Annotated in this window: 12 protein-coding genes, 1 CRISPR repeat array and 1 riboswitch; of the genes, 8 read left to right on the top strand and 4 right to left on the bottom strand. The window is 66.2% G+C overall.

Features of this window, described 5'->3' with window-relative positions:
• The first annotated feature begins 28 nt into the window (after window positions 1–28).
• The 7 genes from casA (at window position 29) to cas2e (ending at window position 6535) form a co-directional block, all read left to right on the top strand.
• Window positions 29–1537, top strand: a complete 1509-nt coding sequence (gene casA, locus FKZ61_RS17805) for a type I-E CRISPR-associated protein Cse1/CasA (RefSeq protein ID WP_141611492.1) — start codon at window positions 29–31, stop codon at window positions 1535–1537.
• A 170-nt stretch (window positions 1538–1707) separates the two neighbouring features.
• Window positions 1708–2223: a type I-E CRISPR-associated protein Cse2/CasB gene (gene casB / locus FKZ61_RS17800; RefSeq protein ID WP_170199932.1), complete on the top strand. Its 516-nt coding sequence runs from the start codon at window positions 1708–1710 to the stop codon at window positions 2221–2223.
• A gap of 301 nt (window positions 2224–2524) precedes the next feature.
• A complete protein-coding gene (gene cas7e / locus FKZ61_RS17795; protein WP_141611490.1) occupies window positions 2525–3658 on the top strand; it encodes a type I-E CRISPR-associated protein Cas7/Cse4/CasC in 1134 nt (377 codons plus the stop codon).
• Window positions 3655–4338 carry a type I-E CRISPR-associated protein Cas5/CasD gene (gene cas5e / locus FKZ61_RS17790; protein WP_141611489.1) on the top strand — a complete coding sequence of 228 codons (684 nt, stop codon included), beginning with the start codon at window positions 3655–3657 and terminating at the stop codon, window positions 4336–4338. The genes cas7e and cas5e overlap by 4 nt, the downstream gene beginning before the upstream one ends.
• Before the next feature lie 36 nt (window positions 4339–4374).
• The gene (cas6e, locus tag FKZ61_RS17785; RefSeq protein WP_141611488.1) at window positions 4375–5022 is read left to right on the top strand and encodes a type I-E CRISPR-associated protein Cas6/Cse3/CasE; all 648 of its coding nucleotides are present in this window, start codon (window positions 4375–4377) and stop codon (window positions 5020–5022) included.
• A gap of 276 nt (window positions 5023–5298) precedes the next feature.
• Window positions 5299–6261: a type I-E CRISPR-associated endonuclease Cas1e gene (cas1e, locus tag FKZ61_RS17780; protein WP_141611487.1), complete on the top strand. Its 963-nt coding sequence runs from the start codon at window positions 5299–5301 to the stop codon at window positions 6259–6261.
• Entirely contained in the window at window positions 6242–6535 is a 294-nt protein-coding gene (cas2e, locus tag FKZ61_RS24505) for a type I-E CRISPR-associated endoribonuclease Cas2e (RefSeq protein WP_141611486.1), read from the top strand. The genes cas1e and cas2e overlap by 20 nt, the downstream gene beginning before the upstream one ends.
• Window position 6536: 1 nt before the next feature.
• Window positions 6537–8703: direct repeats of the CRISPR family, unit length 29 nt; unit sequence GTATTCCCCACACGCGTGGGGGTGAACCG.
• Window positions 8704–9009: 306 nt separating this feature from the next.
• Here the strand turns inward: cas2e and ribH are convergent.
• The 4 genes from ribH to ribD all read right to left on the bottom strand — a co-directional run bounded on the left by ribH (window position 9010) and on the right by ribD (window position 12784).
• On the bottom strand, window positions 9010–9483 hold the full coding sequence (gene ribH, locus FKZ61_RS17775) for a 6,7-dimethyl-8-ribityllumazine synthase (protein ID WP_141611485.1): 474 nt from the start codon (window positions 9481–9483) through the stop codon (window positions 9010–9012).
• A gap of 40 nt (window positions 9484–9523) precedes the next feature.
• On the bottom strand, window positions 9524–10795 hold the full coding sequence (locus FKZ61_RS17770; protein WP_141611484.1) for a bifunctional 3,4-dihydroxy-2-butanone-4-phosphate synthase/GTP cyclohydrolase II: 1272 nt from the start codon (window positions 10793–10795) through the stop codon (window positions 9524–9526).
• An 82-nt stretch (window positions 10796–10877) separates the two neighbouring features.
• Window positions 10878–11501 carry a riboflavin synthase gene (locus tag FKZ61_RS17765; protein ID WP_141611483.1) on the bottom strand — a complete coding sequence of 208 codons (624 nt, stop codon included), beginning with the start codon at window positions 11499–11501 and terminating at the stop codon, window positions 10878–10880.
• A gap of 38 nt (window positions 11502–11539) precedes the next feature.
• On the bottom strand, window positions 11540–12784 hold the full coding sequence (gene ribD, locus FKZ61_RS17760) for a bifunctional diaminohydroxyphosphoribosylaminopyrimidine deaminase/5-amino-6-(5-phosphoribosylamino)uracil reductase RibD (RefSeq protein WP_141611482.1): 1245 nt from the start codon (window positions 12782–12784) through the stop codon (window positions 11540–11542).
• Between the two features lie 312 nt (window positions 12785–13096).
• A riboswitch (FMN riboswitch) is annotated at window positions 13097–13262 on the bottom strand.
• Between the two features lie 493 nt (window positions 13263–13755).
• Between ribD and FKZ61_RS17755 the strand changes: the two genes are divergently transcribed.
• A complete protein-coding gene (locus FKZ61_RS17755; protein WP_141611481.1) occupies window positions 13756–15201 on the top strand; it encodes a trypsin-like serine peptidase in 1446 nt (481 codons plus the stop codon).
• Window positions 15202–15516: the final 315 nt, after the last annotated feature.

Here is a 15516-nt window from a genome sequence, read left to right as displayed (position 1 = left end):
CAACCAACGGACCAACTAAGGAGGCACCATGCAACCGAGCTTCAACCTCATCGACCAGCCCTGGATCCCGGTCATCCGCCAGGACGGCTCAGCCGCGGAACTGGGCCTGCGAGAGCTGCTCCTGGAGGCCAGGACGATCCGGGAGATCGGCGGTGAATCGCCCCTGGTGATCGCTTCCCTCTACCGCCTGCTCCTGGCCCTGCTCCACCGCATCCACAACGGCCCGGCGGACAGCCGCGCGTGGCATCGCCTGTGGCAGGCGGGCTGGGACGCGGCTGCCATCGTGGACTACCTGGAGCGGTGGCACGATCGCTTCGACCTCTTCCACCCGGAGCGGCCCTTCTACCAGATGGCCGACCCGCGGATGGAGCCCCGCAGCGTGACCGCCATGATCCACGAGGCGGCCTCGGGCAACAACGCCACCCTCTTCGACCACCACGTGGACGACCTCCCCATCTCCCTGACGCCGGCCGAGGCCGCCCGCCGACTGCTGGCGGTGGTGAATTATGGACTCTCCGGCCCCTGTAACCCCCAGATGAAGCTCTACTTCACCGGTGGGCCGTGTGTGGATGGCATCCTCTTTCTGGCTCTGGGGGATACCCTGCACGAGACCCTGACCCTTAACCTGCTGCCCTATCCGGACGAGCAGATCATGGCGCACCAGGGCGAGGACCGGCCTATCTGGGAGGCCGACGATCCCTTGCTGCCGGCGCGGGACACACCCCTGGGCTACCTGGACTACCTGACCTGGTTGAACCGGCGGGTGCTGCTCCTGCCCCGGGTGGAAGGGGGGCAGGTGGTGGTGCAGCAGATGACCATGTCCCCGGCCCTGGTGTTGAACGACAGCGTGCTGGATCCCATGATGCATTACTTCCGGGATGAAAAACGGGGCCCCCGGCCCTTGAGCTTTTCGGAAGCCCGTTCCCTCTGGCGGGACAGCGCTGCCCTCTTCCGCCTGCACAGCAGCGAACACCGGCCTCCGCAGGTGTTGGGGTGGCTGGCCCGGCTGGATCTGTCTGGTTACCTGGAGCGCCACCGGAGCTACCGGCTGCAGGCCCTGGGGTTGCTGAACGACAAGGCCAAGATGGTCTTCTTCCGCCATGAACGCCTGCCCCTGCCCACCGACTACCTGCGCCAGCAGGAATTGGTGGAGGATCTGGCCACAGCCCTGGCCATGGCCGAAGGCACGGCCAGCCAGTTATGGGGCGCCACGGCCACCCTGGCCAGGGAGTTGGTGGCGCCGGCGGAGGACCAGGAGGCCCACCGGGACGACTGGCGGCCCCTGCTGGAGAGTTGGGGCGTGGGGCGCATCTACTGGGCGCAGTTGGAGACCCCCTTCCGCCTGACCATGGAGACGTTGCCCAGTGACCGGGTGGCGGCCCTGGGGGAGTGGCGCCAGCGCCTGTTGAACGCCGCCTGGTCCGCGTTCAACCACGTGGCCGACAGCCTGGACAACACCCCCCGCAGCCTCCGGGCCTGGGTCCAGGCCCAGGGGCAGTTGGCCGCGGGCCTGGCCAAGACATTGCCCGCCATGTAGGTGCGGTTTCCAAACCGCACGGATGTGGGCGGGCATAGGTGTCCCGTATGGAAACGGGACCTACGGTGGTGCCGGTGCGGTTTCCAAACCGCACGGACGAGATGTAAAGAATGACCCCGCATGGAAGCGGAATCGGGCATTCGACTGTCGCTCGAAGAAAGGAGAACCCCATGAGCGAAGGCCAAGTTCCATTCATCACCTACCTGGAATCCCTCCGGGATCAAGAGGACCGGGGCGCGCTGGCCGCCCTGCGGCGCGGCCTGGGCGCCCCGGGCACCGCCCACAGCATGTTCCCCTACGTGGTGCCGTGGCTGCCCGAAGGCGCCTCCCGCCAACAGGAGGATGCCTACTTCCTGGTGGCCGCCCTCTTCGCCTATCACCCCGCGCCGGGCGGCACCGGCAACATGGGTGACCATTTCGCCCGCGCCCGCACACCCGACGGCGACGACACGGCCATCGAACGGCGCTTCACCGCCCTCCTGGCCGCGCACCGGGAAGACCTGCCCGTCTTCCTGCGCCAGGCCGTGGGCTTCCTGCGCAGCAAGGAAGTACCCGTGAACTGGCATACGCTCTTCCGCGATATCCGCTACTGGGATCATCCCTCCGGCTACGTTCAGCGGAATTGGGCCCGGGCCTTCTGGCAGCGGCGGCCGGAGGCGGCAGAACAGGAAACACAGGCAGAATAGCGTTTGGCAATCACCTTTGATCCTGCTGCTGATCCTGCTGCGTAACCCAATGCCGCAGTGGGCGCGGAGAATTCCCAGGGAGCAATCTGGCCAAATCTGCTCTATAAATCCAACGCAAAGACGCCAGGGCGCAAAGAAGCAAAGAAATTTGCGTGCGGAAGCCTGCATGCATCTGCGCCCTGATTTTTGTCCATCAGGGTGTACAGCGTTCGTGGTGCCTGCGTTCATCTGTGAGCGCTGTGGTTTCTTCAGCGAAGTTATCTTTTGTCCAGCAGAACCAATCCAATGGAAGGAGCAAACCATGTTCATCGAACTGCACATGATCCAGAACTTCGTCCCCTCCAACCTCAACCGGGATGACACCGGCAGCCCCAAGGACTGCGAATTCGGCGGCGTGCGCCGGGCCCGCATCTCCTCCCAGTGCCTCAAGCGGGCCATCCGGGAGGCGCCCGTCTTCGAGCGGACCGTGGCCACGCCCAAAGGCGTGCGCACCAAGCGGCTGGTGGAGCAGATGCTGAAAATGTGGCCCGTGAACCGGGCCCAGCCGGCAGAGGCGGAGCCGGTGCTGGCCGAACTGGTGAGTGAACTCCTCAGCAAGCTGGAGAAGAGCGGCAAGACCCAGGTCCTGGTCTTCATCAGCCCGGAAGAGCTGCAGCAGATGGTGGACGGGGTGCTGGCCCAATGGGAGGCCTTGATGGCGGTGACGGACAAGGAGCGCAGCCGCGCTATCAAGGAGATGGCCAAAGAGCTGGAAAGGGCATTCCGAGGCCGCACCAGCGCGCCGGACATCGCCCTCTTCGGCCGCATGCTGGCCAGTAATCCCTCCCTCAACCTGGACGCCGCCTGCCAGGTGGCCCATGCCATCTCCACCCATCGGGTCAGCATGGAGATGGACTTCTACACCGCGGTGGACGAGCTGAACCCGGACGACACCGCAGGCGCCGGCATGATGGGCTTCATCGGCTACGACAGCGCCTGCTTCTACCGCTACGCCCGCCTGGACTGGGAACAGCTCCTGAAGAACCTGGACGGCGATGTGGCCCTGGCCCGGCGCACGGTGGAGGGCTTCCTGCGGGCGGCCGTGGCCGCGGTGCCCACGGGCAAGCAGAACAGCTTCGCCGCCCACAACCCGCCCAGCTTCCTCCTGGCCGTGGTCCGGGAGGACGGCATGGGCTGGAACCTGGCCAACGCCTTCGAGCGCCCCGTCTATCCCCGCGCCGGGACCGGCTACGTGGCCCCGTCGGTGGAGGCCCTGGGGCAGTACTGGGATCGGCTGGTCACCGTCTACGGCGGCGACACCATCCGCCAGGTGGCGGCGCTGGATCTGGACCCCGACCTGCCCCTCAACGGCCTGGGTCAACACCGCACGCCCAACCTGGAGGCCTGGATCGGGCGGGTCCTGGCCGGGCTGCCCGCCGCCGAGGAGGCATCATGAGCGTGCTGTTGCTGCGTCTCTGCGGCCCCATGCAGTCCTGGGGTGTCCAGAGCCGCTTCACCGTGCGAGACACCGGCCTGGAACCCTCCAAGAGTGGAGTGGTGGGCCTGCTCTGCGCCGCGCTGGGGCGCCCCCGCATCGCGCCCGTGGCGGACCTGGCCGCGCTGCGCATGGGTGTGCGGGTGGACCGGGAGGGGCGGCTGGCCGTTGACTACCACACCGCCCAGAACGTCTACCGGGCCAAGGGTGGCATCAAGGAGACGGAGCTCTCCACCCGCTACTATCTGGCCGACGCCTGTTTCCTGGTGGGGCTGGAAGGGGAAGATGACGCCCTGCTGCGCCGCCTGCACCAGGCCCTGCGGGACCCCCACTGGCCCCTCTACCTGGGGCGCAAGGCCTTCGTGCCCGGTCGACCTCCCTGGCTGGCCGACGGCCTGCGGCCGGGTGAAGACTTGCTGGAGACCCTGGCCCGGTACCCCCGGCTCGCTTCACCCCGGCGTGGAGAGCGGCCCCAGATGCGCCTGGTGTTGGAGGATCCCAACGGTAGCGAAGTGCGACCCGATCAGCCCATCTCCTTCGCCCAGCGTCGCTTCGCGCCCCGGCGGGTGCGGGTCACCTTCATCGACCCGCCGCCCGCCGGGCCGGACGACGCCGAACCCCCGGACACAGACCGGGCTTAGGCGATGGCCGACCCTGTTCAACGTGGAGGAACGCCCATGTATCTCTCACGCCTGATACTCAACCCCCGCAGCCGCCAGGTGCAGGCGGAGATCGCCCACCCCTACGAGATGCACCGGACGGTATTGCGGGCCTTCGCTGAGGATCTCTCCCAGACCAGGGAGCGGGTCCTCTTCCGCCTGGACGTCCACCCGCGCACCGGCCTGCCCACCCTGCTGGTCCAGTCCCAGACCGGGCCGGACTGGTCTCACCTGGCCGCCGGGTCGTATCTGCTGCCGCCGGATCTGCTGCCCCCTGGGGAGGTGAATCCCGGGGTGAAGGAAGTGGAGCTGGCCTTTCGTCCCGGCCAGATGCTGGCCTTCCGGCTGCTGGCCAACCCCACCAAACGCCTGGGAAAGCAGGCCGGCCCGGACAAGGGCAAGCGGGTGGGCCTCTACCGGCCGGAGGAGCAACTGGCCTGGCTCCACCGCAAGGGGGAACAGCACGGCTTCCAGGTGCTCACGGCCATCCCCACGGCCCAACGGCGGACCGATGACCACCGGCGTCAGCTCAAGTTCCTCAGCGTCTGCTTCGACGGGGTGCTGAAGGTGCTGGAGCCGGAGCGCTTCCTGGCGGCCGTCCACCAGGGCATCGGCAGTGGCAAGGCCTTTGGCTTTGGCCTCCTCTCCCTGGCGCCGCCCCGCTGAGGGGTGGCCCGACTGTGGGCTGCGTTCGAAGTTCGACTTCCTGGCCGCACAGGGGTTGTCTCGCATGGAAACGGGACCGGCGGCTGTCGGTGACGTAGGTGCGGTGTCCAAACCGCACGGGGGCTGTCCCGTATGGAAACGGGACCGGCGGTGTGGATGGCGCGGTCGCCAGGGCACATGCCTTTTCCCCAAATGGGACACACCGGGAAGTCGAACTTCGAACTCCCCCAGGTCAGAAGACCCAGGCTGATGATCCGGAAGTAGAAAGGAACAACCATGCGCATCCAAGATCTCCACGAGCTGCCCAAACTGCGGGACGGGCTCAGCTACCTGTACCTGGAGCACGGCCGCATCGACCGCCGGGCCCGGGCTGTGGAATTCATCAACCAGGAGGGCCGGGTCCTGATCCCGGTGGCTTCCCTGGCCGTGCTCATGTTGGGGCCGGGCACCTCCATCACCCACGAGGCCATCAAGACGCTGGCGGACAACGGCTGTCTGGTCAACTGGTGTGGCGAAGAAGGGGTGCGTTTCTACGCCCAGGGGGTGGGCGAGACCCGCAAGGGGTATCGCCTGATCCGCCAGGCGGAACTGGTGAGCGACCCCGCCCGCCGGCTGGAAGTCGTCCGTCGCATGTATCAGTTTCGTTTTGAAGAAGAGCTGGACCCTGCCCTGACCCTGCAACAGATCCGGGGCATGGAGGGGGCGCGGGTGCGCCGGGCCTACGCGGAGGCCAGCCGGCGCTATGGCGTCTTCTGGATGGGGCGGGCCTACGACCGGGGGCGCTGGTATGCGGCGGACCCCATCAACCGGGCCCTGTCCGCGGCCAACGCCTGCCTCAACGGCCTCTGCCATGCGGCCATCGTGTCGGCCGGCTACTCGCCCGGCCTGGGCTTCATCCACACGGGCAAGATGCTCTCCTTTGTCTACGACGTGGCCGACCTGTACAAAACCCGGCTGACGGTGCCCCTGGCCTTCCGGCTGACGGCCGAATCGCCCATGCAGGTGGAGACTCGGGTGCGCCATGCCTGTCGGGATCTCTTTCACCGGGAGCGGCTGTTGGGGCGCATTTTAGACGACATCGACCAGTTGTTAAACCTGACCCGGCCCATGACCCGGGGGCAGGCAGATCTGACCGTGGATGTGGATGCGGACCCGGCCCTGCCGGGCGAGCTGTGGGCACCGGAAGAGGAAGACGACACCGTGGCGGGGGGCGTGAACTATGGTGGTGATGATTCTTGAGCGGGTGCCTGCCTCGTTGCGGGGTGAACTGAGCCGCTGGCTCATCGAGCCCCACCCGGGGGTATTCATCGGGCACGTGTCGGGCATGGTGCGGGATCGCCTGTGGGAGAAGTGCTGTCGGCGTCGGGACACAGGGGGCATTCTGCAGGCGTGGTCGACAAACAACGAGCAGCGGTTTACAATACGGACCTACGGGGACACCCGGCGGGCCATCGTGGATTTTGAAGGTTTGCAATTGGTGTGCGTGAAACCTGTGCAAAACTCGCGCAAATAGAGTATTCCCCACACGCGTGGGGGTGAACCGTGGCGGGAAGCAAACAGGCGGCGCAAGAACAAGTATTCCCCACACGCGTGGGGGTGAACCGATGTCCCGCCAATTCAGTTCTGCGATGACCTGGTATTCCCCACACGCGTGGGGGTGAACCGCGGGCCGAAAGGGATAGGGAGTACGTGAAGGTGTATTCCCCACACGCGTGGGGGTGAACCGCCCCCAGTGCTCATAATTTCGCCGTAGGTGTCGTATTCCCCACACGCGTGGGGGTGAACCGAGATACCGGTCATCAGCGGTAACGGCATCCGCGTATTCCCCACACGCGTGGGGGTGAACCGACAGGCGACGGCGGCCTCTTGTTGCCGGTATCGTATTCCCCACACGCGTGGGGGTGAACCAGCGGTGTCGCCGCCGGAAACGGCGGAGGTGTCGTATTCCCCACACGCGTGGGGGTGAACCGCCGGTATCGACGGTGGCTGCCATGGGCAAGGCGTATTCCCCACACGCGTGGGGGTGAACCGAAGTACCCCAGGTCAGATGCTACCACCTTGTCGTATTCCCCACACGCGTGGGGGTGAACCGCTGGGGGGCTGGTATGACACCGACACAGGGATCGTATTCCCCACACGCGTGGGGGTGAACCGTGGCGCACAAGATTGCCCAGGCGCTGGAAGTCGTATTCCCCACACGCGTGGGGGTGAACCGCGGATGCTGCCGCGGCGCCCCCGGCCGGATAGTATTCCCCACACGCGTGGGGGTGAACCGAAGCCAAGGCAATAGGGAATGGGTCCATTCACTCAGTATTCCCCACACGCGTGGGGGTGAACCGGTGCGTGGGAAGCTGAAGACCACGGAGAAGGCGTATTCCCCACACGCGTGGGGGTGAACCGCTGTTGTGCCGCGGCCCATCCGGCGAATTGACGTATTCCCCACACGCGTGGGGGTGAACCGTTGGACCGCTACCAATTCTGGTTCGATGGCGAGTATTCCCCACACGCGTGGGGGTGAACCGCGGCTGGGCTTCCTCATGGTTGATGATCTCCAGTATTCCCCACACGCGTGGGGGTGAACCGCGGCTGCTCTCGCTTAGCCACGACGAGAAATGTATTCCCCACACGCGTGGGGGTGAACCGTCCAGGTAGGTCTTCGGCATCTACAGCTCCTTGTATTCCCCACACGCGTGGGGGTGAACCGAAGGGACCGTTCTGTTGGTCAAAAACGTGCCGGTATTCCCCACACGCGTGGGGGTGAACCGGGGCTAGATTTGGCAGCGCGACGCCGTTACAAGTATTCCCCACACGCGTGGGGGTGAACCGCGTCCGTCTCGCCCTCCACGTTGGTGGCCTTGGTATTCCCCACACGCGTGGGGGTGAACCGTGTGCTACAATCTACAACATAAGCGCAGTTATGTATTCCCCACACGCGTGGGGGTGAACCGGCGATAGGCGCGCAGCAGGATCGATATTGAGAGCATTCCCCACACGCGTGGGGGTGAACCGCGGCGTCGGCGTGGCGAAGAAACACAAACAGGGCATTCCCCACACGCGTGGGGGTGAACCGTCGCATTCGGCTCCATGCGACGGAGCCGGGACGCATTCCCCACACGCGTGGGGGTGAACCGTGGCCTGCATCGCAATGGCGCGGTGCGGGCCAGTATTCCCCACACGCGTGGGGGTGAACCAGCAGGCGCAATTGTGGCAGCCACTGGCGCGCTTGCATTCCCCACACGCGTGGGGGTGAACCGAATTCCCGGGCCATTCGGTTCCATTTGTTGATGCATTCCCCACACGCGTGGGGGTGAACCGCGGAGCTGCGGCGCATGGCCCTGGAAGCGCATGCATTCCCCACACGCGTGGGGGTGAACCAGCACCGGCCCCGATCTCTCCCGGCCCCTCACCGCATTCCCCACACGCGTGGGGGTGAACCGATTGAGCAGGTGCTCCAGTACATGCAGGATACGCATTCCCCACACGCGTGGGGGTGAACCATCCAGGTTAGCGAACGCACGTTCCACAATGACGCATTCCCCACACGCGTGGGGGTGAACCGAAAAAGGCTGCCACGGCCTGGCTGAACGGCACGTATTCCCCACACGCGTGGGGGTGAACCGATTGAGCAGATGCTTCAGTACATGCAGGACACGTATTCCCCACACGCGTGGGGGTGAACCGATGTCGGTCCCATTCCATTAACCATGGAAGGGCCCTGCCCCGCTGTCACGCAAGGATGGGTGACCTACGTCCTGTCGTCCGCCGCCGTATCCCGGGGGAGGGCGGCGGGTGCATGGGCGGGTTCACATCCCGTCGCAGGTCCGGTCTCCTGGCCGGACAGGGGCCCTGCCCCGCTGTCACGCAAGGATGGGTGACCTACGCCCCGTCGTCCGTCGCCGTGTCCCAGGTGGAGAGCGGCGGGTGCATAGGCGGGTTCACATCCCGTCGTAGGTCCGGTCTCCTGGCCGGACAGGGGGCTTTTTTCCCTCAGGTCGCCAACGCCCGGTACAGGTTCACCATCTCGATGGCGGCCAGGGCCGCCTCGGCCCCCTTGTTGCCGGCCTTGCTCCCCGCCCGCTCGATGGCCTGTTCGATGTTCTCGGTGGTGAGGACGCCGAAGGTCACAGGGACGTCGCCCTGTTGCAGGCCCACCTGGGCCACCCCCTTGGCCACCTCGGCCGCAATCAGGTCAAAGTGGATGGTGCCACCCCGGATCAGGCAGCCCAGGCAGATGACCCCGTCGTAGCGGCCGCTGCGCACCGCCTTGAGGGCCACGGCCGGAATTTCGAAGCTGCCCGGCACCCAGATTTCATCGATCTGAGCCGGCTCCACCCCATGGCGCACCAGGGTGTCCCGCGCGCCCTCCAGCAGCTTGGCGGTGATGAATTCGTTCCAGCGGCTCACCACGATGACGTAGCGGTGGCCTGTAGCCACGTAGTGGCCGGTGTAGCTGTTGCCCATCTCTGGCTCCCTTCTGTGGTTTCATGGATTGGCGTCTCTTTCACCGTTCCTGGCTTCCCAGCAGGTGGCCCAGTTTGCTCCGCTTGGTCTGCAGGTAGTGCCGGTTGTGGCGGCCCGGCGGCACCACCAGGGGCACCCGCTCCACCACCTCCAGCCCGTAGCGGCCCAGGGCCTGGATCTTGGCCGGGTTATTGGTCAGGAGGCGCACCCGGCGCACCCCCACCGCCCGCAGGATCTGCGCGGCGATGCCATAGTGGCGCAGGTCCGCCGGAAAGCCCAGGTGCTCGTTGGCCTCCACCGTGTCCAGGCCCGTTTCCTGCAGGGCATATGCCCGAATCTTGTTGGCCAGGCCAATGCCCCGGCCCTCCTGGCGCATGTAGAGGAGCACCCCCCGCCCCAGGGCCCCCATCTGGGCCAGGGCCTGCTGCAACTGCTCGCCGCAGTCGCACCGCTGACTGCCGAAGACGTCACCCGTCAGGCACTCGCTGTGCACCCGCACCAGCACCGGCTCGTGGGGCTGCCAGCTTCCCAACACCAGGGCCACGTGTTGCTGGTCGCCGGTAGGGTCGTGGAAGAGGTGCAGCCGGAAGTCACCGTAGTGGGTGGGCAGCCCGGCCTGGGCCACCGGCTGCACCACCTGCTCGGTCCGCAACCGATATTCCGCCAGATCCGCGATGGTGATGAGGGGCAGCCCGTGGCGGTCGGCAAAGCGCACCAGATCCGGCAGGCGGGCCATGGTGCCGTCGTCGTTCATCACCTCGCAGATCACCGCGCCGGGACGCAGGCCGGCCATCCGGGCCAGATCCACGCCGGCCTCTGTGTGGCCAGGGCGGACCAGCACACCGCCCGGCCGGGCGGCCAGGGGGAAGACGTGCCCCGGCCGCACCAGGTCTGCCGGCGTGCTGTGGGGGTCCATCAGCACCTGGATGGTGCGGGCCCGGTCGGCGGCGCTGATGCCGGTGGTGACGCCGTGGGCCGCCTCCACGCTCACGGTGAAGGCCGTGCCGTGGTGGGTCTGGTTGTCTGCCACCATGGGCGGAAGCTGGAGCGCCTGCAGCCGTTCCGGGGGCAGGGCCACGCAGATCAGCCCCCGGGCGTGGCGGGCCATGAAGTTGATGGCCCCCGGCGTGACCCGCTCCGCGGCCACCATCACATCTCCTTCATTTTCCCGGGCCGCATCATCCACCACGATGACCATGCGCCCGGCCCGGAAAGCCTCCACCGCCTGGGCGACGGTGCTGCGGGGGAAGTCGACCTGGCCGGCTTCCCCGGCCCGCAGGGCGCTGCTCTGGTTCGTATGCCACTGGTTCATGTTCATCCTCAAACTTTGTCTTAACCTCCACTCTTGGCGCCTTTGCGTTTAAAAATGCCCTTCTTGCAGGAGAGTCATGTGTTTATGTCAACATCTTTGCAGCCAGGTCTTCGGTTTCCTGCCCGGCCAGCAGCCGCTCCGCATACTTGGCCAGGATATCGGCCTCCAGGTTGACCCGGGTGCCCGGCCGGTAGAACTGGGCCACACTGTGGGCCAGGGTGTGGGGGATGAAGGCCACCTGAAAGCCGCCGCCGTCGGGGTCCACCGCGGTGAGGCTCATGCCGTCCACGGCGATGAAGCCTTTGTGGACGATGTAGCGCAGCACCTCCGCCGGCGCCTGGATGCGGATGACTTTGCCCCGTCCTGCGCCGGTCACCCGCTGGACCACGCCGGTGCCGTCCACGTGGCCCTGGACGAAGTGTCCCCCCAGGCGCCCGCCCACGGCCAGGGCCCGCTCCAGGTTGACCGGGGCGCCCCGGAGCAGGCGGCCCAGGGTGGACCGGGCCAGGGTCTCCTGGCTCAGGTCCACGCTGAAACGGGCCGGGCCCAGGTCGATGACCGTGAGGCAGACGCCGTTGACCGCGATGCTGTCGCCTGGCCGGGTGCCCTCCAGCACCTGGCGGGCCTGGATGGTGAGCACCGCGTCCTGTCCCCGGCGCTGGAGCTGGAGCACGGTGCCGACTTCTTCCACGATTCCGGTAAACATGGTGAGAACCTCCTGGAATGGATGTCCGGTCTCCAGGCTCAAGGCGCGGCCGCACCGGCCTGGAGCGTCCTGGGCGACGCCTTCACCCGTCCGCTGAGCAGGATGTCTCGGCCCACGGCCCGGGTTTCCACCTCTGTCAGGCGCCAGGCTGCGGCCGGGTCCGCCACATCGGCCTGGGCAAAGGCGGGCAGGCCCTGGGGCCCCAGCAGGATGGGCGCGACGAAGGCGCTGATCCGGTCCACCAGCCCGGCGTCCAGGAAGGTGGCGGCTACGGTGGGGCCGCCCTCCACCAGCAGCCCCACCACATCCCTTTCGTGCAGGCAATGGAGCACGGCTTCGGGATCGGGATAGCCGGTGGCGCGAGTGCTGGCCACAGCCACCACCTCCACCTGGGGGCCGACTGTGGCCAGCGCCTGGCGGTGGCGGCGGTAGTGGGCCTCCCCGGTGATCACCAGGGTGGGACCGCCGTCCTGGAAGACCCGGGCCGTGGCAGGGAGGGGGCGTTCCCCGGCCAGAATCACCCGCAGGGGCTGGCGGATGGGCAGGGGGCCGGGCAGCTCTTCGGGGGTGAGGCGGCAGGTCAGGCTGGGGTTGTCCTGGCGCACAGTGTTGGCCCCCACCAGGATGGCCTCGTGGCTATCCCGCCAGGCATGGCCCAGGCGGCGGGCAGCCGGGCCGGTGATCCAGCGGCTGGCGCCGGTATGGGTGGCCACCCGGGCGTCCAGGCTCATGGCCACTTTGAGGTGCACAAAGGGGCGCTTCGCCTGCAGAAAAGTGAGCCAGCGCTCGTTGAGCTGCCGGGCCCAGCGGGCTTCCTGGGAGTCTGGATGGGCCACATCCACCTGAATGCCGGCCTGCCGCAGGGTGGCTGCGCCGCCACGGGCCAGGGGGTTGGGGTCGGCCATGGCCACCACCACCCGGGCCACCCCGGCCTGGATCAGGGCCTGGGCACAGGGGGGCGTGTGGCCCCAGTGGTTGCACGGCTCCAGGGTGACGTAGGCGGTGGCGCCCCGGGCGGCGGGACCGGCTGCGGCCAGGGCCACGGCCTCTGCGTGGGCCGTACCCCTGGCCCGATGCCAGCCCTCGCCCACGGTGGCGTCCCCTTGCATCAGGACGCAGCCCACCATGGGGTTGGGGTGGCAGTGGCCCCGGGCCAGGGCTGCCAGGGAAAGGGCCCGGCCCATGGGGGACGGGTTGTCTGGCTGGCCCGGATCGCCCCAGGGGTAGGGGAGGGCGATCGGGGTCTCGGCTTCTATCGATTCGGAGATGACCGGTTCAGACATGCGCTGGTTTCCTCTCCTGCCGGGGCCAGGATGGCCCGGCCCCGCTTGTAGTCGTGGGGACCAATCAAAAGGCCCCGTGGCAGTACCACGGGGCCGGTTTCAGGCATGGGCCATGCACGGACGCACGCAGCCGGCTGCCGCGCGCTCACGCCACAAAAAAACCTCGGAGGAAAACTCCGAGGCTGTGGGGGCTGGCGAACCGTCTGCTGCTTTTGGGCATACCCAAACCGCCCGCCGGACCCATCGTCCGGCCGGCGCGAAACGGACCAGCCGCATGAACGGCGCGGCGCATCCACCGGGCTGCACCCACCGTTGCACCTTCTCCCATCCGGACTATACCGTCGGCGGCGGAATCGCACCGCACTCCTGCATCGGCAGATGGACTGCCTCCGCTCGCAGGCTAGCCAGCCAGGGCTGGATCACTGCCGGTCGGGAATTGGAAGCCTGCGGGCTTCCTCACCCTGCCCCGAAGGTACGGTATTCAATTGGTAGCCACTCTATCGAGTTTTCCCTTTCCTGTCAAACCAGGGCTGATGAAAAAGGTTCATCTGTGTTCTACGATACATCCGGGGTGTGCGCACGGCTATTTGATCCAACACCCTTTCAGGAGTATCCTGACAGTATCCTGAAAGCCTCTCTCAACACGGGATTCCAACGCTCTCTATTCTGGATGGTTGTCTCGGCTCCCCCCTACTTCAATGACACAGATGGGTAGGACCACATTCAACCGTGATCCATCCACCCGATGACGAAGCATGGAAATGGCTTGCCGGGGCAGGAAATCCGTCCCAAACGGATTGAAGCCAGGTGCCAACCGCCCCGTGGAGTGCGTTTCAACGCACTTGTGGTGTGCCAGCCGATGATTTCAATCATCGGCCCAAGTCCAAGACTGTGTTCATCTGCGGAATCTGTGGATCGAATCCAATCTACAGAGATAGTGCAGGATTTCAGCACCAGAAAGGAGCATCAAGATGCAGGCACCCACTTTGGTCAACGTTGGCGTGGTTTCTGTTGGTGCAGGGGCGTCTCGGCTGCGGCGCCTCTGGTTGCTCGTCATGGTTGGCGTCCTTCTGTTCACGATACTCAGGCCGGTGGCCAGCGCCTTGGCGACTGGGGCACCGCTGTCCCATGACGATACCTCCGGGCTTCTGGACACATCCGACCCCTGCCTCCCGAACGATCCCTACGATCTGGAGACATTGCGCGAGGTCATTTCCTCCGATCCGCCACCGTCGGCGCCGGTGTTCATCAACCGCTTTCTCTCCGTACAATATGTTGCAACCGGTGCGCTGATCGAGGATCCGGCGGACGAGCCCATCGACCCCGTTCCCGATGACCCCGGCGAAACCGACCCGGTCGAGCGGCCTGCGGACACCGTCCCTGTGCAGGACGCCGTGCTGCACGTCTTCAACACGGCGACCCGCCATGAGTTCGCCATCAGCATGCATCGAACCATGCTGGAAGAGATCCACCGCTGTCGCATCGAGGCCGGGCTGACCAGTGCCACCGAGGGGCTCGACGATCCATCGGCCCGTGAAGATCTGCGCCGGATCTTCCTGCCCCTCATTCAGACCATGGCAAGCCAGGCTTCCGGCGCAGAGAGCGGGTCTGTGCAGGCGGCTGCGCGCAGCAACGGCATCGACACGCGCGTCATCCGCACGCCTACGACTGCCTGGCCCTGGCGCACGATTTCCCACTTCAGCAACAACTGCACCGGGACCCTGATCGGTCCTCGTCACCTGATTACGGCGGCCCACTGTATCAACCGGCGGGGAACGAACAACTGGTTCACCTTTACCGTGAGCCCCGGTCGCGATGGCAACAATCTCCCCTACGGTTCTTCGACCATCTCGCCTAACCCGGCGCCGGGGCAGACCGCGTGGTATTTCACCCATCCCCAGTGGCGCAATCCTGCCACTACCAATGCCCGGCAATGGGACTGGGGTTTGATCGTGATTCCCGACCGGTTAGGTGACCAGACAGGCTGGATGGGCTATGTGGCGCTTCCTGCCATAATATTGAAGGCGAACAACCAGTACAATCGCGGCTACCCTGCCTGCGGCGGCATGCGGCCCGATGTGCCGGTGAACTGCCAGCCCCGGCGCCTTTACGGCGACACCGCCAACTGCTACCCGGGTACGTTCCGTTTCCAGGGGCCGGACGGTTGGAATCGCATTTTCAACCATGCCTGCGACACCAGCGGTGGCCACAGCGGCAGCCCCATCTATCAATACTTCTTCGACAACAGCCTCGGTAAACTCGTTCCTGTGGTGGATGCCGTCCACGTGGCGTCGGAGTGCGACGGCGGCGGCAATTCGCCCGTCTGCGGCGTGTTTGACTTTTACCCAAGCGTTGCCAGACGCACCACGCCCGGTGACCTGACGGTGATCAGCTGGTTACGCGAGGTCTTCCCGTGACTGAAGGCCGGGGCCGATTGGGGTGGCTTGACAAACCCCAGGGGCTCTGACCATAATAGCCCCAGTGGTTCCCCCTCACGGGCCGCGCGAATGGACTTTCCCGGCTGCCTGAGGCTCCATGCTCCCAGGCAGCCGGCGTAACTGGCTGGCCCTTTCCCCGGCCCATTCCCCCCGTACACAGGGAAACAGAAAGACCGGGAAACAGAACCGGGAAACAGAAAGGAGGCTGTATCGACGAAGCAGGCGACGCAACCATGGAGTTCATTCAGTGCGCCGCGGCCGTCCGGTCGTTTCGTGTGCTGAGGACACGAGTTT

Source organism: Litorilinea aerophila (assembly GCF_006569185.2).
Lineage (GTDB): Bacteria > Chloroflexota > Anaerolineae > Caldilineales > Caldilineaceae > Litorilinea > Litorilinea aerophila.
Note: the sequence above shows the minus strand (reverse complement) of the source record. Positions and strands in the feature narration are given on the sequence as shown.

Bases quoted from the DNA above. Each gene is read 5' to 3' on its own strand.
- FKZ61_RS17765 (WP_141611483.1), bottom strand. From the start codon at position 11,501: ATGTTTACCGGAATCGTGGAAGAAGTCGGCACCGTGCTCCAGCTCCAG.
- FKZ61_RS17755 (WP_141611481.1), top strand. From the start codon at position 13,756: ATGCAGGCACCCACTTTGGTCAACGTTGGCGTGGTTTCTGTTGGTGCA.
- cas5e (WP_141611489.1), top strand. From the start codon at position 3,655: ATGAGCGTGCTGTTGCTGCGTCTCTGCGGCCCCATGCAGTCCTGGGGT.
- cas6e (WP_141611488.1), top strand. From the start codon at position 4,375: ATGTATCTCTCACGCCTGATACTCAACCCCCGCAGCCGCCAGGTGCAG.
- cas1e (WP_141611487.1), top strand. From the start codon at position 5,299: ATGCGCATCCAAGATCTCCACGAGCTGCCCAAACTGCGGGACGGGCTC.
- ribD (WP_141611482.1), bottom strand. From the start codon at position 12,784: ATGTCTGAACCGGTCATCTCCGAATCGATAGAAGCCGAGACCCCGATC.
- ribH (WP_141611485.1), bottom strand. From the start codon at position 9,483: ATGGGCAACAGCTACACCGGCCACTACGTGGCTACAGGCCACCGCTAC.
- casB (WP_170199932.1), top strand. From the start codon at position 1,708: ATGAGCGAAGGCCAAGTTCCATTCATCACCTACCTGGAATCCCTCCGG.
- FKZ61_RS17770 (WP_141611484.1), bottom strand. From the start codon at position 10,795: ATGAACCAGTGGCATACGAACCAGAGCAGCGCCCTGCGGGCCGGGGAA.
- cas2e (WP_141611486.1), top strand. From the start codon at position 6,242: ATGGTGGTGATGATTCTTGAGCGGGTGCCTGCCTCGTTGCGGGGTGAA.
- casA (WP_141611492.1), top strand. From the start codon at position 29: ATGCAACCGAGCTTCAACCTCATCGACCAGCCCTGGATCCCGGTCATC.
- cas7e (WP_141611490.1), top strand. From the start codon at position 2,525: ATGTTCATCGAACTGCACATGATCCAGAACTTCGTCCCCTCCAACCTC.